Below are 19,048 nucleotides of genomic sequence, written 5' to 3'. Positions count from 1 at the left end.
CATTTAAACCTAAAAAAAGCGTTCCCACCCATCCCGGAAAAGGCAGCCGTGCATCATTTCGCGATTGTGCGCCCCGGGGAAGTCAGGCACTTCCAGGATCGTTCCGACGCGTAACTTCACCTTTTCAAACCCGGCCCAGGTTATTTCCTGCATAGGACCCTTCTATTTTGCTATGTCCCGCAACAAAAAAGCCTGCAAGTTGATTTTGCAGGCTTTCGTAAGTTGGTTTTTCACTCAGCGAGAATGCGGGGAATTCTGCCATTTTTGCTCCTCACTTGTTTCCGGATACTGCCCGAGAACCCCTCTCCGGTATTCAAGCGGAGACAAGGAAGTTTTGTTTTTGAAAAGCTTATGAAACGACTGGGGATAGTCAAAGCCCAGCTTATATGCTACCTCTGAAATGTTGAAATCAGAAGAAGCAAGCATGATTTTGGCGTTTTCAATCAACTTTTGCTGTATGTGCTGCTGCGCACTCAGGCCGGTAATGCTGCGGAGCATATCACTCAGGTAGTTGCGCGAAAGGCTCAGCTTGCCGGCAAAAAAAGACACGCTTGGTATCCCGTCCACCTCGCACCTGTTTTCATTAAAATAACTTTCAAGCAGCTGCTCAAAGGCGGTCAGAAGATGGTTACCGGCTTGTTTCCTGGTCAGAAACTGGCGTTGATAAAACCGGTCACAATAGCTTAGCAGCAGTTCAATTTGTTTGATGATGATTACCTGTGAGGATTGATCAGGCCTGGCTTCGCTTTCCGAAGCGATCAATTTCATCAGATCATAAACCTTTTCTTCTTCGTCCCGGGATAAATGAAGGGCTTCGTTTACGGCATAGGAAAAATACCCGTACTCGCGGATTCCTGTCGCCAACGGAAATCCTTTGAGGAAATCGGGATGGATCACGAGCCACATGCCTTCAAGTTCCCAATCGTCCCGGATCTCGGTCACGACCACCTGGTTTGGTGCGAAAAAGGTCATGACGCCGTCGTCAAAGTCATAATGCTGTTGCCCGTAACGCATTTTACCTTTGAAATTCTTTTTCAATGCAATGCAATAGAAGCCATACCGTACTGCTTCCAGCTGCTCGTCATCAAAACATTTGATGGCCGCAAAATCCATGACGCTTACCAGCGGATGTTTTGGATTGGGCAATGCTAGCAGCTGGTGCAGCTCCCGGACCGACTTGATTTCAAAAGGTTTCATCAGGGCGTATTTGCAAGGTTACTGGGTACTCCTTTCAATGCTTTTTCAATCAAAATTGGTGGATAAGGTAATGGGTTTCCAGGCCTCAAACTCCGCATCCTCCTGTTTTCTTTTTTCAGTTACAAGCTCGTAGGTGTCTGGTCCCAGTAGCAGGTGAAGGGGTGGCTGCTGCATTCCGGCAATTTCTACCAATATCTTCACCAGCTTTTCAGGATCGCCCTGCTGCTTCCCGCTGAATTGTGACCACGTTTTCTCAGCCTGGTCTACTCCATAAACATCAATCCTGTTTTTGACATAAGAGATCGAGTTCATAAACTCGGTTCTGAACTGGCCGGGGGCAACTACGGTCACCTTAATCCCGAAACCGCCGACTTCCTGGGCCAGCGCCTCCGAGAGGCCGATAATTGCAAATTTTGCCGCATTATAGCTCGCGGCATTTGCAAAACCCACATAACCCGCATTGGACGAAATGTTGATAATATGCCCGGATTGCTGCCTGCGCAAATGCGGCATCACATGCCGGATGATATTTGCCGTACCAAAAAGGTTAACATCCATCGTCTGCCTGAACTCCGCATCAGACATCTCCTCCATGCTGCCCACCAGACTGTATCCCGCATTGTTTACCACCACATCAATACGCCCGAGTTCCCCTGCCGCCTGGTCGATCGCCTCTTTAACCTGCTGATCGGACGTAATATCCAGCGGGATGGCGCGCAGGTGCTGCGGGTAAGCCGCGATTTCCCGCTGCAATGCAGATACGCTCCTGCTCGTGGCAATTACCTGATGGCCCAAGGAAAGTAAAAGCCTGGTCAGTTGCAGCCCCAGTCCCTTTGAAGTTCCGGTGATCAGCCATGTTTGTTGTTTATCCGTGTTCATCGTTTTTTCAATTTATTGCTGGTGCAAAATTGAAAAACGAGCTGCTGCCACAGGTATCCCGACCACGGAACTTTGTATTTAAAACACTGATTTTATCGCTTCCCGTACTGCATGCTACTTGTGCTGAAACGTAAATCAGGCAGGCTGGTCCTCCTTTTCGTGGTTTTTGACGATCAGCTCGCGATGCTGGTGGCCCCAGTCTGCCATCGCATTGATGATGGGTGTTACAGTCCGTCCGTATGGGGTGAGCTCGTACTCTACCGTAATCGGCTTGGTTTGCAATACCGTACGCCTGATCATCTTATTGGTTTCCAGATCCTGAAGTTCCTTGGAAAGCATTTTTGCAGCGATCCCGTGAATGCCTCCCAGCAGTTCGCCAAACCGTCTTTTTCCAAATATCAGCTCGCCGATAATCCGGATTTTCCATTTCCCGCTCAGCAGGTCCATGGTGTCGCTGATGGCACGGTGATGAGCGGTACAGGTAACTGAACCGGGCATATGTGGTTGTTCTTGATTTTCCATTGTACAGGCAGGTTTCTTGAAGGAAACTACTTTCCTCCGGTAAACTACTAACAAAAGTAAACTACCTGGATTTTATTTTTGAGCATTAACTATTTTTCTCATGAAAGCTCAAAAAATTATTTATTCCGTGACCACCGGTCTGGTGGTTCTTGGCATGGTGATGTCGTTTTTCAACTATTTCTTCAACCCGGCCATGAAGGAAGGGTATGCGCATATTGGTTTTCCGGATTGGTTCCGCGTAGAGCTGGGCATAGCAAAACTCCTCGGCGCTCTGGCGCTTGCCATTCCTGCCGTCCCGCAGCGCGTCAAGGAATGGGCGTATGCAGGATTTTTCATCAATTTCTTGTCGGCTACTTTTGCCCATTATTTTGCCGGTGATGCAGCAGGTTACCTGGTCGCACCTGTTCTCATGCTGATGCTGCTGGTGGCTTCCTATGTGGCAAGGGAAAAACTCGGCCTGTACCGCTCAGGAGAAGGTATTATCTAACCCGTTAATTGAAAAAGCGGCCGGCATTTTGCCGGCCGCTTTTTCAGATCCTTCCCTGTTTAGATAACCAATCCATCATCATGTTTACCGGTTCAATGCTGTTTCAGAAAGCTCTGCTGTTTTGAATGATAGTCAATGACCACCTGGTGAATTTTTCCTGTAAATGCGAACGGAACCTTGTAGGTATCGGCAACCGGCGTCAGATCATCAAAGCCGACATTCACGCCCTCGTGCAGGTACACATAACCCGTTGTTTTTTCGATTTTGGACTCCCCTACTTTGGCGTCATCTACAAAAAGGCTGATCAGCCCGGTTCCATCCTGGTCGTATTTCACATCGGCCCGCAGCTGTACCCGGCCACCCGGCAGTGTTGCCTGCCCGGACGTGACCACATATTTGGTACCGTCACCTACTGCGTACACCAGGTGCAGCTTGTGGTTCTGGACAAAGAAGCTCAGCCCTCCCTCAAACCCGCCCCGCGACAACAGCACGCCTTCGGTTTCCACGCCTGGCAGGTTCACATCGGCCATCAGGCTGAAAGATTTTTTAATGGCAAATGGTCCCGCGACGTCTACAATGGTCGACTGGCCGGGGTACAATACTACTTTGTCCAGATCCTTGTAGGCGGTTTGCAAGGCATATCCCTGCGTGCCGTCTTTCAGCGGGAACACGTTGTATTTGGTGGCTTCACTATCAAACAGCGCGCGCAGCTCCTTCAACCTCGCGGGCTCTTTTGCGGCCAGGTCATTGATTTCGTTGAAGTCGTCTTTCAGATTGAAAAGCTGCCACTGGTCCTGGTCGAATGCCTGCTTTTTTACGTGCAGCGCACCCGCTTTCCAGCCATCTTTGTAAATCGCCCGCGAACCGTGGATTTCGTAATACTGCAATGTATGGCGGTCTTTGGCTGTCTCGTCATTGATACTGTATGCAAGGCTGGTACCTTCCATGGGCTCCTGCTTGTAACCGTTGATGTTTTCCGGAATTTTGGCATTGACCAGCTCCAATGTTGTCGGTAAAATGTCGACGACGTGCACATACTGGTTGCGTATGCCACCTTTTTCTTTGATGCCTTTCGGATAAAAAACAATCAGGGGGTTGTGCGTGCCGCCTTCTGCGTTGGCATCCTGTTTCCAATGCCGGAAAGGAACATTCGTAGCCGCTGCCCAGCCCAGCGGGTAATTTACTTTGGAAAATTCAGAGCCGATCAAATCAATGTTTTCAAGGTTTTTTTTCAATCGGATGTCTTCGCTGGTCTCGGCTCCATAATGATTAACCGTCCCGACGAAAGTCCCTTCCTTGCTGGCCCCATTATCGCCCACAGAAACGAAAATCAGGGTGTTTTCCAACTGACCGGACACTTTCAGATGCCGTATCACACGCCCGATCTCGTAATCGGTTTGTTCCAGAAAGCCCGCGTACGTCTCCATGAAGCGCGCGTATAATTTCTTTTCTTCTGCGGGCAGCGACGCCCATTCTTTCACACCGGGGTTGCGCGGCGGCAGCTTGGCAGTTTTGGGAATGACGCCCAGCCGGATCTGATTGGCCAGTACTTTTTCGCGGTATTCGTCCCAGCCGCCGTCGAATTTCCCTTTGTACTTATCCGACCATTTTTTGGCTACCTGATGCGGTGCATGTCCTGCTCCGGTGGCTATGTACAGGAAAAACGGCTTATCCGGATTGCCCGCCTGCTGGCCCGACACATAGCTGATGGCCTTGTCGGCGATCAGCTCATTGAAATGCTTGCCGGATTGCTGATCCTTTTCCCGGGTGGTACCTTCCCAGAGCTCGGGGTGCCACTGATCGATACTGCCCCTCGAAGGAAAACCATAAAAATGCTCAAATCCGCGACCTGTCGGCCACCGGTTGAATGGTCCGGCAGGCGACAGATCAGCCAGGGGCGTAATGTGCCATTTTCCCAATGCAAATGTGTTGTAGCCATTTTCTTTCAGGATTTCGGCCGCTGTTGCTTTTTCAAAAGGCATCTGCGCATCATAACCCGGTGTACCGATCGCGGTTTCGGGGAAAAGGCCCATGTGGACCGAATGCGAGTTTCGCCCGGTCAGCAATGCGGCCCGCGTTGGGGCGCATATGGCGGTGGTGTGAAAGTTGGTATAGCGCAACCCGTTGTTTGCAAGACTATCCAGTGTTGGCATGTTGATCAGCCCTCCAAATGTGCTGATGGCGCCGTAACCAATATCGTCCAGTAATATCCAGACCACATTGGGCGTACCGGCCGGGGCTTTTTTCCTGTCCGTCCAGGACTCAGTCGTTTCGCTGAGTGTTTTCCCGATTTTGCCTTTATAGGGCTGCGCAGGCGTGTATTGCGCGTTTGCAAACGATCCAGCGCCCAGCGAGACAGCAGTTGCCAGGACCAGCCGGCCAACAGATAGAACATGTTTTTTCATACGATTTTTGATTGTCAGGTATTTGTAGCGAAAAAGAAATGCAGGGATGATAGTTTATCCGGACCTGCCCGGTTCACTATCATTCAGTTAAAGCTTTTGGGTATACAGAAAAAAAACTTGAACGGAAACCACTATACGCTTTCCGGGATTATCTAAATGAAAAAATGAAATGAGCTGACAGAGTTCTCTAAACAATCTCCGGACTTGGCTTGCCACGAAAGACACACTGTCATTTACCAGATAAAATTTCACCAGGAAATTGCTTGTTTTTAAATGCGAAAACAGGATATCGTGTTCTCCCTCACTGTGAAAGTATTAACCGCCTTCATGGAGCCGGAACAATCCGGCCGGGTTAAGCCGGGCGATGCTGTCTTCCGGACTTTCAGTCCGTACCGGGTGCCCGTTTCTGACTTTTTCTTCGTAAGCGAAATCGACTGGGGCACCTGTTGTAAACAGAAAAGTACTGTCCAGCCACGGAAAGTCATGCAAACACTTTTTCATCCTCAATTTTGATTAAATGAGCCTTATAATCCCGAGCAGCTGAGCCAGGGTAATCAAAATGGTGGTGGTTGCAATGCAAATTTAGGTAAACTATTTACTCTACCAAGAATGTAGGGTTTAATTTTAAAGTAGTGAGGGGAACAGTAGTTGGCTGTCGGCTTTCGGCAATCGGCTGTCGGCGTTTTGCTTTGATTTTTTGATTTTTTGATTTTCATTTCAAAAAAATCCAAACACCTTCAATCCAAAAAAAGCCGACTGCCGACCGCCGAAAGCCGACTGCCTCCCCCCTACTTCCTCCCAACCGCATCCAGCGTACGCGGGTCCGGTACTCCTTCAAAGTATTTGTCGAGCACCGCCTGAAACACCGGGTGGGTTTGATCCAGCAGATTAAACAGGCTCATGGACGATCTCAGTTTAAGATCATCCGGACTTCCGAGAATCTGGCGGGCAGATTTGCCCTGAACAGTGAGCATCGCCTCGGAAATTTCTACCAACCGCTTCCCCAACACCGGGTGCTTGAAATAGCGGCCGGCCTGTTCGAGATCGCTGATCGCGTAATGCGCCGATGTGCTGCTGAATCCCAGTCCTGCGATCTGGGGGAAAATATACCAGATCCAGTGACCTTGTTTTCTACCGCTTCTGATCTCAGACAATGCGCCTGCATAGTCGCTCCGCTGTGCATCCAAAAATTTGATCAAATCTGACGATTCTTCCATCATGTCGCTATCAGGTTATTACTTTCTAAGATATTAACAACTCCCCCAGCAGCTAGTCCCACAACTTTGACAGCCGGTTTACGTTTCTCTTTTAATACCCCAAATCTGTACCAGGAAAGCTTTGCATGAACCACATCACCAGCCATCAGGTATTTGGCCGATGCGCGGTAACCTGCCAATGCAATTCAGAATCAAACAAAAAAATCAGGGGTGGAGGTCGACTATTTTGTTTTGTAACTACCTTTACCGAACCGAATAGTCAGGTGTTCCGCACATTAGCAGATGTCGTATTGAATCGTTTTAGCAAACAATGGATTGGCCTGAGCCTGCTGCTTTTAATGCTTGTAAAAGCATGGCTGATCCCATTGATATGTCTGGACTATGAAGTACGGAAAGATTACATCGCCAAAACGCTTTGTGTAAACCGGAACAGGCCCATGCTCAATTGCAATGGTAAATGCTACCTTGCCAAAAGGCTTGCTCAGGCGGAAAAGCAGCAGCAGCGCCAGGCAGAACAGGATTACCTGTCGAGCCTGATTTACCAGGTCATGGACACCGGCAACCGATACACATTTACCACGCCTGCCCCGGTCTTGGAGGATAATCCTGCTCCTTCATTCATTTACAGATCGGCACTTTGGGGACATCTGGCCACCGACAGCATTTTCCATCCTCCGCTGGTTTAGGCTCTGCCATTTTCATTGGTCCTGTGTTTCCACAGGCGATATTCACATATTCTTTTATCCAGGATTCAGGCCTTGAAACAGGTACTGGCTATTCTATAATTTCTTCAAAATGAAACGTATTTTCCATCAATGCGTGGCTGCGGCTTTTGCAGCTGCCAGCCTGTTTACTTTCAGCTCCTGCACAGATTCGTCCACTTCGCCTGAGCCAGTCGCCTCGGATACAGGTAAGCTCCGCATGGAGTTTGACAATGTTGTCGGAGATAAAAACCTGGTGCTGAATAGCGTAACTTACAAAAATGCTGCCGGCGAAGACTTCATTGTCACCAGGTTCAATTACTTTATCTCAAACATCAAGCTGACCAAAGCAGACGGCAGCGTGTTTACCGTACCGCAGGATTCGAGCTATTTTCTTATCAAGGAAGACACCAAAACTTCCCAGTTTGTGACCCTGAACAATGTACCGGCCGGCGATTACACCGGTGCCGAATTTATGGTGGGTGTGGACAGCGCCCGTAACACCGCACCGATCGAAAAGCGGCAGGGCATACTCGATCCGTCGGGCTCCATGACAGACGATGGCATGTATTGGGCCTGGAATTCGGGGTATATTTTTGTCAAACTGGAAGGGACTTCTTCCAAAGGGAACCCGGTAAACGGCAAATTCTATTACCACATCGGGCTTTTTGGGGGCTACAATGACAAAACGGTCAACAATACGCGGGTCGTCAAAGTCAACTTCGGTTCGTTAAAAGCACCTGTCACCACAAGTGAAACGCCGGAGGTGCATTTTCTGGTCGACGTGCTCAAAGTGTTCGACGGACCGGGTACAAGTCTCAAAATCGCCGAGTACAACAGTGTGATGGGCGGGCAGCAGGAAAAATCACAGCAGATTGCGAACAATTACGTTAATATGTTCACGCTGGACCATATTCATTGAAACTGATTTTCAGAAAATCTGATGCAGAAGCTAATCCTGTTTCTTCTTTTGTTGCTTGCTTCATTCGGCTGTAAAGAGCAGGAGGAAAAGGCGCCGGAGCCCGTGAAAACCGGCCCGACGCCCATCACCTGGACCAAGCCCGCCGGATTTCCCGATCCGGTGTACGACCTGTCGCGCAATCCGCTGACCGAAGAAGGAGTGCAGCTGGGGAGGTTCCTCTTTTACGACGGTATCCTGTCGCGCACCAACCTGATCGGCTGCGGGACCTGCCACCAGCAGGCAGCGGCATTCACCCACCACGGCCACGAACTCAGCCATGGTGTAGACGACCGTTTGGGCGTGCGTAACTCGCCGGCTGTACAGAACCTGGCGTGGAACGATTCCTTTTTCTGGGACGGCGGCGTACACGATATGGACCTGGTACCTTTTAACCCGATTGAAAATCCGGTTGAGATGGATGAAAAAGTAACAAATGTGATTGAGAAGCTGCGCAAAACGCCTAATGCCGCATCAAAGGTCCCTGTGGACTATCCCAAGATGTTCAAGGCTGCATTCGGGACGGATGAGATCAATTCCGAGCGCATGATGAAAGCTTTGTCACAGTTTATGATGACGATGGTTTCGGCCGGTTCAAAATATGACTACTACCTCGCCGGAGATGGCAATGCGCTGAATGCACAGGAAAAGCAGGGGCTGGTTTTATTTCAAAAAAATTGCAGCTCCTGCCATGAAGGCGTGTTGTTCACGGATCACAGCTTTCGGAATAACGGACTCATGCCGATGCGGAACAACGATCTGGGACGCGGCGCGATCACCGGCAATGCAGCCGACGATCATAAATTCAAGGTGCCGAGCCTGCGCAATGTAGGTCTGACAGCGCCTTATATGCACGATGGCCGCTACCATACTTTGGAAGAGGTACTCGACCATTACAGTGACAGTGTTCAGAAGCTGCCTACCCTGGACCCGCTGCTGGTGCGGACGGACGGCAAAACCGGGTTCAACTTGTCGGCTACCGAGAAACAAGCGCTGATCGCATTTTTGCGGACATTGTCCGATGAGCAATTTATCCGGGAACCCAAATTTTCAGATCCCGGCGTCGGGACTGCATTTTAAACGATTTTTATCATGATACTTAAATATAAACTCCTGCTCGCCTGCCTGTTTGCTGCGAGTGCTACAATGGCCTGCGATATCTGCGGGTGTGCCAACAGCGGGGCCTATTTCGGGCTGATGCCCCAATCCAACAAATCCATGATCGGGGTGCGCTACCAGCGGCTGCATTTTGTAACCCACCCTGCCAGTAAGGTGCTCAGGACCGAAGAGCATTTCAATGTAGGCGAAGTTTACGCCCGCTTTTTTCCGGTCAAAAGGGTTCAGGTGATGGCATTTGTCCCGTTCAGGGCCGACAGACAGCTTACATCGGCTGATGTGAAAAAGCAAAGTGGATTGAGCGACATTACGGTTCTGGCTAACTATAACCTGTTCAATACATTTATGGACAGCGAACATACGCATGCATTCAACCACACGCTGATGGTTGGCGGCGGCATCAAGGTGCCCACAGGTAAATTCCGGTTTGACGAAAACAATACGCTGGAAGTAGCTAATGCCAATTTTCAGCTGGGTACCGGAAGCACTGATTTCCTGCTCAATGCCTTTTATACCATCAATAAGGGTCAGTGGGGCCTGGCCACCAATGTGTCCAGGAAGTTCAATACCGTCAATTCGCAGGGATATCGTTTCGGTGACCAGCTTTTCGGCACAATCGAGCTTTATCGCTCTTTTTCCATCGGTAAATTTTCCGTTACTCCCAGTGTGGGCATCTACGGCGAGCATGCGGCCCATGGAAAACAGCACGGCGAAGTCCTCGACATTACCGGCGGCAAGCTGCTGAATGGTACTGCGGGAGTGACTTTCTTTTCCGATAAATGGACGCTGGGTATCAATGCCCAAAAACCAATTACCCAGAAAAGTGCGTCGGGTCACGTGGTTGCCAAGGAGCGAGTGCTGGTGCAGCTCGGGTTTTTATTCTGAGTTTGGCTTCATCCGGGAAGGTGCATTCAACAGTCGATAAACAACAACTCAAATGGACACGACGAACAACAATCCGCTTTTATGTGATATCGAATCCGGTGTTTGTGAAATACCCGAGGCTTCTCCGGCGGCAACGGAACAGACCGCAGCTGCCAGCGAGTAGTTGGTCAAAATCATTTATTTCACCGACCCGATCTGCTCCTCGTGCTGGGGCATTGAACCGCAGCTGCGCAGGCTGAAACTGGAATACGGGCACCATTTCGAAATTGATTACCGCATGGGAGGTCTGCTGCCCGATTGGAACTATAACAGTGGCGGGATCAGTAAACCGTCGGACGTTGCGCACCATTGGGACGAGGTGAGCAGGCATTATGATATGCCCATCGACGGCGATGTGTGGCTGCAAGATCCGCTGAGCTCGTCTTATCCGCCTTCGATTGCATTCAAGGCGGCACAGTTGCAGGATCCGGAGAATGCCATTCTTTTCCTCCGCACGTTGCGGGAGATGGTGTTTATGGAAAAAGTCAACATTGAAAAGTGGGAAAACCTGGCCGCAGCTGCAAAAAAGGCGGGTCTGGATGTTGAAACACTTGAAAGGGATTTCAATGGGAATGCGAAAGAATTGTTCAAACAGGATCTTGCATCAGGTTCGCAACTTGGTGTGAGGGGCTTTCCTACCCTGTTTTTTATGAATGCACAGGGTGTACAGGAAAAGGTTTACGGCACCAAACCCTATGCTACCTACGAGGCTGCCTTACTGAAACAGCTGTCGGATGCATCCAAAAAGGACATTCATCCGGATTGGAAAGAACTATTTGCAAAGTACGCCACACTGACTGCCCGTGAGTTCGCGGAGCTTTCGCAAACGCCACGCGAGCAGGCGGAAGAAGTGCTGCGCGAACTGGTTAGATCCGGGTATTTAAGTGAATTGACAAGTAAAAATGGCTCTATTTGGCGCTTGATCCAATAACCGGCAACTTTTTAAAACTTACTCATGACATTTCAGGAATACTCGCAGTTATTCAAAAGCATAGTAGATCAAAACATTGACGCTCAGGCACCACCGTATGACAATCCTAAATATTTTGAATATACCCGGCTGAACTGGCAGCGGATGAACCGCTGGCTGAAAGTGGGCCGGCTGCTGCCCGGGCTTTCGGATACGATCGGGCGCCTCAATCAAATGCAAACCTGGACGATCATCACAGAGCCCTGGTGCGGGGATGCGGCGCACAATGTGCCATTTCTGGAAATGGCCGCCCGGAATAATCCCCTGATCACCATCACTTACGAGCTGAGGGACAGCGAGCCATTCAGGATCCAGCACTTTTTAACGCATGGATCCAAATCGATCCCCAAACTGATTATCAGTGATGCCGGCGGGAAAACGCTTGCTACCTGGGGACCGCGGCCGGCTGACTGTCAGAAAATGCACAGCCAGCTATCGGCTGAAAATGCACCTTTCGAGCAGGTGGCTGCCGCGATACAAGTCTGGTACAATGCCAACAAGGGAATTGATCTTCAGGAGGAACTGCAGCAACTATTGGAGCAGGTCGCGCGTAGTGCACCATCGCAAAAAGAGATGTAGTCTGCAGCAATGAAAAGAGGGCAGTGAACGACCGGGTCGCCCGGTAACTTACATAGCATTACCGGTAACTTATCGGAACACTTCCCGGCAGATTTACATAAATTGCCTTTTTAACCAGACACCTTTCCGCATGGCACATACTACCTCTAATCCAAAGATCCATGAAGGCCGCAATTTGAAGCGTTTTCGCGAAATGCTTTCCATTAAGCAAGACGCGCTCGCATTCGAGCTTGGCGAAGACTGGAACCAGCAGAAAATCTCCCTACTGGAACAGAAAGAAAAGATCGATGCAAATATTTTGGAACAAGTTGCTGCTATTTTGAAAATACCTGCTGAGGCTATTCGGAATTTTGATGAGGATCAAGCCATTAATATCATCTCCAATACATTCAATGATCAATCCAGTGGCGGGAATTTGCAGCCTGTTTACAATTTCAATGCAATGGAAAAATGGGTCGAAGCAATGGAAGAAAATAAACGTTTGCATGCAGAATTATTGAAAACAAAAGATGATACGATCAGGATGCTGGAGAAATTGATTGGCAATAAATCGTAAGCCGGTCTCCACTTTGTTTTAAAATATTTCAACCACCACACTAATGAATGAATCTGATATTTCGACAACATCTTTGATTCAGGATGTTGTACAAATTTTACAGCTAGCCAGGCAGAATGCTTATCGTTCGGTAAATAGTGAAATGGTGATTGCCTATTGGCGAATGGGAAGGAGAATAGTGCAGGAAGAGCAGCATGGTGAACTAAAAGCTGCGTATGGCGAGTCGATTTTGAAAACACTTTCCATTGCGCTCACTGCTGAACTGGGCAAAGGTTTTTCTTACGCTAACATTCGCAATTTCAGGCAATTTTATCTTACTTATCCTGATGAATCAATTTGCTACGCAGTGTGTAGCAAATTGTCTTGGAGCCACAATCGGCTCATTATGAGGATGGAAAATTCGGAAGCCAGAGCTTATTACCTCAAAGAATGCGCGGAGCAAATGTGGAGCACGCGAACATTGGAGCGCAATATCAATTCCTCCTATTACCAGCGTTTGCTTTCTTCTCAAACCAAATCCGACGTGTCCATTCAGGATCACAATTTCGACAAGATCTTTGCCCAGGATTTTATTAAAGATCCTTACGTTTTTGAATTTCTTAATATCCCTCAACCGATTAGTGCATTGGAGCAGGATATTGAAAAAGCATTGATCGGAAACTTGCAGCAATTTTTACTTGAATTAGGAAAAGGATTTTCATTTGTTGGAAGACAATTCAGGATCAGCACTGAAACAAGTCACTTTTACATTGACCTCGTTTTCTATAATTACCTTCTGAAATGTTTTGTGCTTTTTGATTTAAAAACGGGCAAATTAACACACCAGGATACCGGCCAAATGGATATGTATATTCGCATGTTCGACGATCTGAAAAAGCAGGAGGATGATAATCCTACAATCGGAATTATTCTTTGCACTGATAAAGATGAAACAGTTGTGAAGTATAGTATATTGAATGATAGCAAACAGTTATTTGCAACCAAGTATATGCTTTATCTGCCTACTGAGGAAGAGTTGATTGCAGAGATTGAGCGAGAAAAAAGGCTGATTGAAGGGCAGCTGAATCATAGGCAACGGTAATTAGTAAGATCAGGCATAACCTACCCCAATCCCTTTCCATCCTACCCCTCAACTCCTGTCAAATCGGCGCGGTCGTTTTTAAACCTCCTCATCAACAATGCAGGCAGCCAGGATAGAAAAGTCCTCCGGCTTACCTGTACATCGTCTTTTTCCTGATTCTGCTCAGCGTTTCGGCTGAAATGCCCAAGTAAGAGGCAATCATACTTTGGGGAAAGCGCTTGATAAAGTCTGGATATGTTTTTACAATTTGCTCATAACGCTCTTCTGCGTCAAGACTGATGGACGAATGGATCCGCTTTTGCGTGGCAATGGTGCCTTTCCGGTCTATTTCCCTGATCATCAGATCCACTGCCGGGACCGTTTTTGTCAGTTCCAGCATACTTTCCCTGGTTACCAGCAGCACATCCGAATCTTCAGTCATTTCAATGTAGTACTGCGAGGGCGTCTGTAAATTATAGCTTTCGTAATCACCCAGCCACCACGATTCAATAGCCAGGCGAATAACCGTCTCGTGGCTGTTTTCTTTTATGGCGTACATCCTCCCTGCGCCTTTGACAATAAACGCCATGTGTTTACACACATCGCCTTCCTGCAAAAGATACTGCCGCTTTCTGAGGTGTTTTTCTTTAAATGCTTTCCTTACCTCCTCCTCTTCCAGGCTGCTCAGTTTCAGCGCTGATTTGGATTCAATGTATTCAAAAAGTGCCGTGTATATCATAAACAGCGGTTGTATGCATCAAAATTGGAAAGCCGGTGCTTCCCTTTAAAAGCGAATTCTTACGCCGGCATGCATCGGTTTCGATGATCGTAAACCATGCATGCTCTTGACAAATGTCAAGGCAAATCTACTGCTTTTGTCAATGCAGGCGCAGCAAGATCGCCGCAACTTTGTTCCGTCCAATCAATAACAAAAAAACATGGAAGCATCAGAGAAAAGCGGCGTAGTCCATATCAGCAAGCAAGGACCGCCTTCGGTTCTGGAATATACAAATGAGTTTGTCGGTACCCCCGGAAACAATCAGGTTCTAATCAGGCAGCATGCCATTGCGCTGAACTTCGTGGATGTGATGTTCCGGAACGGGTCTTTTCCATTGAAGCAATTTCCCGCCACCATTGGGGTCGAAGCTGCGGGCGTCGTGGAAGCAGTCGGGCCCCATGCCGGTGAATGGGCGCTAGGCGACCGGGTAGGCTACTATTTTTCACTGGGCGCTTACGCAGAAAGACGGCTGATCCATAAAGATGAACTGATCAGGCTTCCACAGGATATTTCTTTCGATCAGGCAGCGGCATTGATGGCCAAAGGGCTGACTGCCCGCATGCTTGTAAAACAGGCTTATCCTGTGCAGGCTGGTGACGTGGTGCTGGTACATGCAGCAGTAGGCGGCGTGGGTTCACTGGTGAGCCGATGGGCAAAGTCACTGGGTGCAACCGTAATTGGAACAGTAGGAAATGCCTCCAAGAAAGTGCTCGCTGAAAGTCAGGGAACCGATCTGGTGATCGCCCTGGATTCGGAGAATATCGCGGAGCAGGTCCATGCATTCACCCACGGAACCGGTGTGCATGCAGTTTTTGACGGTGTCGGAAAAGCTACATTCAGCAAGTCAGCGCCCCTGGTAAAAAGCAGCGGCAGCATTGTTCTTTACGGAAATGCATCGGGTTCGCCGAAGATCGATACTGATTTTCTGGCGTCCAGGAATATCAGCCTTGTGCGTCCGTCCCTGGGCCAGTACCTGCCGGACAAGCAGCATGTAAATGTTGCTGTGGATGAATTGTTTGAAGCTGTCCGCACGGGTATACTCGGGGACATCAAACCCGCCATTTACGCATTATCCGAAGTTTCCAGGGCACACGATGACCTGGAAGCAAGCCGCACGACGGGCTCTGTTGTGCTTCGTCCTTAATATTTTACCACAGAAAGAGTCAGGATTTTAATTCATAAAACTAGCCTGATACGGCATTACCCGGCATCGTGCAGTGCAAAAATGCCTGATAACTAAATCATACAGATGGATATACAATTAAACGAAGACGGCAAAAAGGGCCGCTTCTTTATCGAAAGTGATGGAAAAGTTGTGGCTGAAATGACATTTGTCTGGGCAGGGCCTCATAAAATAATCATCGATCATACCGTGGTAGATGCATCATTACAAGGCAAAAATGTGGGTAAGCAGCTGGTACATCAGGCTGTGCTTTTTGCAAGGGAAAAAGAAATCAGGATATTACCACTCTGCCCTTTTGCATCCGCCATCTTTACAAAAACACCCGAGTTTAAAGACGTTTTAATTTAACCTGAAAACCTCCGACAATGGACGCGCAATTTTTTAAAACATTCCAGGAAAATCATGTTGCCGCCTGGAACGAAAGAGACCGTGAAAAAAGGGATCACCTTTTGAGAAGCATATATGCAGAAGATATAAAAATGTATGACTCCGGTTCCGTTTTTCAAAGTCTGGCCGAAATTTCAGACCTGATCGGGACGCTGCATGCGCAGGATCCTGACTTTTATTTCAGCGCAGCCAGGCCCATTGATTTTACTCAAAACGGTGCCCGCCTTTACGGACACATCGGTACAAAGGATAACCAGATCATCATGAACAGTATGGACTTTTTTATCATCGAGCAGGGAAAAGCTGCCCACTTGTATGTGATGATGGAGCCTGCAACCGTGTAAGCTGCTTATCTTTTGCATTTAAAATGAAAATTACAAATGGCCTCAGCCAGATAAATGACTGGATCAATGGAAATAGGAATTGATAGTTTTGCATCTGCCATGTACGGCAGTAATGTTCTCAGCAGTGTTGATGCCATGGAGCAGCTGCTGGACCGCATAACTCAGGCGGACGAAGCCGGTCTGCATGTATTCGGTATTGGCGAACATCATAAAAAGGAGTTTCTCGATTCGGCCCCGGCAGTGATATTGTCGGCCGCGGCGGCCCGGACGAAGCAAATCCGGCTGGCAAGTGCTGTGAGTGTGCTGAGCACCTCCGACCCGGTACGGGTGTACCAGAACTTTGCCACGCTGGATTTGATATCAAAAGGCCGCGCCGAGCTGGTGGTTGGCCGCGGATCGGCTATCGACGCGTATCCGCTGTTTGGTTTTAACCTGAATGATTACGATGCGCTTTTCAAGGAAAAACTCGACCTGCTGCTGAAAATCCGCGACCAGGAATTTGTCACCTGGTCAGGCAAATTCAGACCGGAGTTGAAGAACCAACCCGTTTATCCGCGCGCATTTCAGGAAAAGCTGCCCGTATGGCTCGGCGTGGGCGGTACGCCTGAGTCGTTTGCAAGAGCCGGAAGGTTGGGCTTGCCATTGATGGTAGCAATCATCGGGGGCGAAACAGAACGTTTCCGCCCTTTGATAGACTTGTACCGCCAGGAAGGACAACGGGCAGGGTTTACCCCGGACCAACTAACCGTAGGACTGCATTCACCGGGCTATGTTGCAGCCACCGATGAGCTGGCAGTAAGTGAATATTATCCCGGCTATGCCGAGCTCTGGACCAAACTGGGCAGGGAACGCGGGTGGCCGCCGGTAACAAAAAATCAATTCGATGCACTTATTGCGCCAAGAGGTGTACTGGTAGTGGGCGGGCCCGAGCGGGTTGCAGAAAAGCTGCTGCGGCACAGCAAAGCATTGGGAGGCGTCGACCGTTTTACTTTTCAAATGGATAATGCAGGCCTCTCTCATCAGCAGCTCATGCAAGCAATTGAACTGATCGGCACCAAAGTTATTCCATTGGTCAACAGTGCTTCCTGAACGCACTGGCCTCTTTATGGCAGTCCGAAATTACCGGAAAGGCCAGACTTTGATTAAAGCGCAACATTTCAGTTGCAGCATGCCTGGCTTTCAGAAATTGCCGCATTTAACAGTTATTCATTTTGTATGTCAATTAAAAAGGAGTTCGGGCGTTACAGCCCGAACTCCTTTTTAATTGTATAATTAGTCCATGAGGCAGAGCAGCCTGATGTTCGGCTGCCTGTTCAATGGATGTACTTTCATGTTGCTCAAAAAGCGTCAAACCATAATTTTGTGGTCAGCCTGTCTTCGCCCTGAGCGGCAACTGCTGCTTTGTAGTTGGCAGCATTCAATGCCTGCTCGCCCGTGGGATAAATGAGCCGCAAAGGGGCTTTCCCGCCCAAAACACCCGCATAAGCCGGCTTCAACTGCGGATAATCAAGCCGCCGCCACTCGGTATAAGCCTCAGGCCCCTGCCCGAATAAAGCAAGCCACTTCTGCTCCCCGATGGACTTTTTGTAATTAGCAGGATTGTAAACTATTGAAGGCTGTGCAAGGTAAGTGGCAATGTCAGCAGTACTCACTTTGAATTGCTGCAAAGAAGCGCTCACCGCCGCCTTGTACAAATCCGCCGGCTCGTCGGTAATAAAGCCGCGCTGCGCAGCCTCTGCCAGATTGAAGAGTACCTCCGCATAGTTCAGAAAAACCGCGGGCGAGGCCGGAGCGGTAAAGTAATCACCCAGTTTGGAGGTTTTGGTAAAACCCAGCTTGGCAGCCGAATCCGCCGGCAGCCCGTTTGTTACGCCAATGTAGCCGGTTGGAGTTGCATCTGCGGTTTTGTTTGCAAAAATCGGCAGGCGGGGATCTTTCAGTTCCTGTAGTTTGTCGATCACCGACTTGCTCACGCGGTAATCATCACGTGTTTCACGGTCTCTCGAAACCGGGTTCTGATTGGGGGAAGCCAGGTAAATGAGTTGCGCGGTTTCATCATTGGACGCAATCAGCTGCGTTTTGTCGGCGGCCAGCTCGGCTACCACTGCTTTGGCAGTTGCCGGATCTTTGTCGGCAATGCGCAGAGCAATCCGCAGGCGCAGCGAATTGGCAAACTTCTTCCATTTGACCAGATTTCCGTTGTACACCACATCCCCGCCTATCGGGCTTCCTGACGGATCGATCAGGTCAGCCGCTTTTTTGAGATCACTTAACAATCCCAGGTAAACATCTTTCTGCGCATCGTATTTTGGTGTTAACGTTTCCTCTATTTTCACCGCCTGACGGTAAGGAATATCGCCGTACAAGTCCGTCAGGATCTGGAAAGACCATGATTTCAGGATGAGTCCGACAGCCTGGTAGTTCACATTTCCTGTTTGTTCCCCGATTTTAATGATCTCCGAAAAATCGGTCAGGCCCTGCGAATACAGGTTTGTCCAGATGTTCTGGATATTGGAAATGCTGACGGTGTATTTGTCGACATCCGTATACTGGATTTTAGCCCAATGCTGCACAAACAGCGTCGTGGTTTCCATGGAAGCATCCGAGCCCAGGATTACGTCCGCATTTGATTTGATTGCATTGGCCAGCAAATAATCCGGCTGGGCACGGATCGCCTCATTTGGATTTTCATTAACCTCTTCTAACTCAATCTGGCATCCCGCAAAAAGCAGGGACAGTGAAGCAATGGCAATTCCTTTTGCTACTATATTTTTTTTCATGATTG

The 19,048-nt window shown here is 48.9% G+C and carries 22 protein-coding genes; 13 read left to right on the top strand and 9 right to left on the bottom strand.

The window, feature by feature from the left end; all coding sequences use genetic code 11:
* Positions 1-9: 9 nt before the first annotated feature.
* The 4 genes from HWI92_RS02270 to HWI92_RS02255 all read right to left on the bottom strand — a co-directional run bounded on the left by HWI92_RS02270 (position 10) and on the right by HWI92_RS02255 (position 2,598).
* Positions 10-153, bottom strand: coding sequence for a hypothetical protein (locus HWI92_RS02270; RefSeq protein WP_204660587.1), 144 nt, complete (start codon positions 151-153; stop codon positions 10-12).
* 81 nt (positions 154-234) lie between these two features.
* On the bottom strand, positions 235-1,197 hold the full coding sequence (locus HWI92_RS02265) for a helix-turn-helix domain-containing protein (protein WP_204660586.1): 963 nt from the start codon (positions 1,195-1,197) through the stop codon (positions 235-237).
* Between the two features lie 45 nt (positions 1,198-1,242).
* Positions 1,243-2,076, bottom strand: a complete 834-nt coding sequence (locus tag HWI92_RS02260) for an SDR family NAD(P)-dependent oxidoreductase (protein WP_204660585.1) — start codon at positions 2,074-2,076, stop codon at positions 1,243-1,245.
* Positions 2,077-2,211: 135 nt separating this feature from the next.
* Complete coding sequence (locus tag HWI92_RS02255) at positions 2,212-2,598, bottom strand: winged helix-turn-helix transcriptional regulator (protein WP_229248714.1); 387 nt, start codon at positions 2,596-2,598, stop codon at positions 2,212-2,214.
* A 100-nt stretch (positions 2,599-2,698) separates the two neighbouring features.
* On the opposite strand from HWI92_RS02255, the gene HWI92_RS02250 reads away from it, so the two are divergent.
* Complete coding sequence (locus HWI92_RS02250; RefSeq protein ID WP_204660584.1) at positions 2,699-3,085, top strand: DoxX family protein; 387 nt, start codon at positions 2,699-2,701, stop codon at positions 3,083-3,085.
* Positions 3,086-3,177: 92 nt separating this feature from the next.
* Here HWI92_RS02250 and HWI92_RS02245 read toward each other — a convergent pair whose 3' ends face one another.
* The 3 genes from HWI92_RS02245 to HWI92_RS02235 all read right to left on the bottom strand — a co-directional run bounded on the left by HWI92_RS02245 (position 3,178) and on the right by HWI92_RS02235 (position 6,710).
* Positions 3,178-5,490 (bottom strand): arylsulfatase, encoded by a 2,313-nt coding sequence (locus HWI92_RS02245; protein WP_204660583.1) that lies wholly within the window; start codon positions 5,488-5,490, stop codon positions 3,178-3,180.
* A gap of 315 nt (positions 5,491-5,805) precedes the next feature.
* Positions 5,806-5,991: a hypothetical protein gene (locus HWI92_RS02240; RefSeq protein WP_204660582.1), complete on the bottom strand. Its 186-nt coding sequence runs from the start codon at positions 5,989-5,991 to the stop codon at positions 5,806-5,808.
* Positions 5,992-6,278: 287 nt separating this feature from the next.
* On the bottom strand, positions 6,279-6,710 hold the full coding sequence (locus HWI92_RS02235; protein WP_310589507.1) for a DUF1810 domain-containing protein: 432 nt from the start codon (positions 6,708-6,710) through the stop codon (positions 6,279-6,281).
* Positions 6,711-6,970: 260 nt separating this feature from the next.
* Here HWI92_RS02235 and HWI92_RS02230 point away from each other — a divergent pair, with 260 nt between their 5' ends.
* The 8 genes from HWI92_RS02230 to HWI92_RS02195 all read left to right on the top strand — a co-directional run bounded on the left by HWI92_RS02230 (position 6,971) and on the right by HWI92_RS02195 (position 13,592).
* Entirely contained in the window at positions 6,971-7,393 is a 423-nt protein-coding gene (locus tag HWI92_RS02230; RefSeq protein WP_204660581.1) for a hypothetical protein, read from the top strand.
* 109 nt (positions 7,394-7,502) lie between these two features.
* The gene (locus HWI92_RS02225) at positions 7,503-8,330 is read left to right on the top strand and encodes an MbnP family protein (protein WP_229248707.1); all 828 of its coding nucleotides are present in this window, start codon (positions 7,503-7,505) and stop codon (positions 8,328-8,330) included.
* A gap of 21 nt (positions 8,331-8,351) precedes the next feature.
* Positions 8,352-9,446: a cytochrome-c peroxidase gene (locus tag HWI92_RS02220; RefSeq protein ID WP_204660580.1), complete on the top strand. Its 1,095-nt coding sequence runs from the start codon at positions 8,352-8,354 to the stop codon at positions 9,444-9,446.
* A gap of 12 nt (positions 9,447-9,458) precedes the next feature.
* Positions 9,459-10,367 carry a transporter family protein gene (locus HWI92_RS02215; RefSeq protein WP_204660579.1) on the top strand — a complete coding sequence of 303 codons (909 nt, stop codon included), beginning with the start codon at positions 9,459-9,461 and terminating at the stop codon, positions 10,365-10,367.
* 163 nt (positions 10,368-10,530) lie between these two features.
* Complete coding sequence (locus tag HWI92_RS02210; RefSeq protein ID WP_229248705.1) at positions 10,531-11,337, top strand: DsbA family protein; 807 nt, start codon at positions 10,531-10,533, stop codon at positions 11,335-11,337.
* Positions 11,338-11,361: 24 nt separating this feature from the next.
* A complete protein-coding gene (locus HWI92_RS02205; protein WP_204660578.1) occupies positions 11,362-11,955 on the top strand; it encodes a thioredoxin family protein in 594 nt (197 codons plus the stop codon).
* A 130-nt stretch (positions 11,956-12,085) separates the two neighbouring features.
* Positions 12,086-12,511, top strand: coding sequence for a helix-turn-helix domain-containing protein (locus HWI92_RS02200; RefSeq protein ID WP_204660577.1), 426 nt, complete (start codon positions 12,086-12,088; stop codon positions 12,509-12,511).
* Between the two features lie 43 nt (positions 12,512-12,554).
* Positions 12,555-13,592 (top strand): PDDEXK nuclease domain-containing protein, encoded by a 1,038-nt coding sequence (locus HWI92_RS02195; protein ID WP_204660576.1) that lies wholly within the window; start codon positions 12,555-12,557, stop codon positions 13,590-13,592.
* A gap of 130 nt (positions 13,593-13,722) precedes the next feature.
* On the opposite strand, the gene HWI92_RS02190 is transcribed toward HWI92_RS02195, so the two are convergent.
* Complete coding sequence (locus tag HWI92_RS02190; RefSeq protein ID WP_204660575.1) at positions 13,723-14,310, bottom strand: Crp/Fnr family transcriptional regulator; 588 nt, start codon at positions 14,308-14,310, stop codon at positions 13,723-13,725.
* Positions 14,311-14,509: 199 nt separating this feature from the next.
* On the opposite strand from HWI92_RS02190, the gene HWI92_RS02185 reads away from it, so the two are divergent.
* The 4 genes from HWI92_RS02185 (at position 14,510) to HWI92_RS02170 (ending at position 17,352) form a co-directional block, all read left to right on the top strand.
* Positions 14,510-15,493, top strand: coding sequence for a quinone oxidoreductase family protein (locus HWI92_RS02185; protein WP_204660574.1), 984 nt, complete (start codon positions 14,510-14,512; stop codon positions 15,491-15,493).
* A gap of 105 nt (positions 15,494-15,598) precedes the next feature.
* Complete coding sequence (locus HWI92_RS02180; protein ID WP_204660573.1) at positions 15,599-15,880, top strand: GNAT family N-acetyltransferase; 282 nt, start codon at positions 15,599-15,601, stop codon at positions 15,878-15,880.
* A gap of 17 nt (positions 15,881-15,897) precedes the next feature.
* Positions 15,898-16,263, top strand: coding sequence for a nuclear transport factor 2 family protein (locus HWI92_RS02175; RefSeq protein WP_204660572.1), 366 nt, complete (start codon positions 15,898-15,900; stop codon positions 16,261-16,263).
* Positions 16,264-16,329: 66 nt separating this feature from the next.
* Entirely contained in the window at positions 16,330-17,352 is a 1,023-nt protein-coding gene (locus tag HWI92_RS02170; RefSeq protein ID WP_204660571.1) for an LLM class flavin-dependent oxidoreductase, read from the top strand.
* A 248-nt stretch (positions 17,353-17,600) separates the two neighbouring features.
* Here the strand turns inward: HWI92_RS02170 and HWI92_RS02165 are convergent, their stop codons facing one another.
* Entirely contained in the window at positions 17,601-19,043 is a 1,443-nt protein-coding gene (locus tag HWI92_RS02165) for a SusD/RagB family nutrient-binding outer membrane lipoprotein (RefSeq protein WP_204660570.1), read from the bottom strand.
* Positions 19,044-19,048 lie beyond the last annotated feature (5 nt).

This window comes from Dyadobacter sandarakinus (assembly GCF_016894445.1).
Classification (GTDB): Bacteria; Bacteroidota; Bacteroidia; order Cytophagales; family Spirosomataceae; genus Dyadobacter; species Dyadobacter sandarakinus.
The sequence above is the reverse complement of the archived record's forward strand: the minus strand, read 5'-3'. Positions and strand labels throughout refer to the sequence as shown.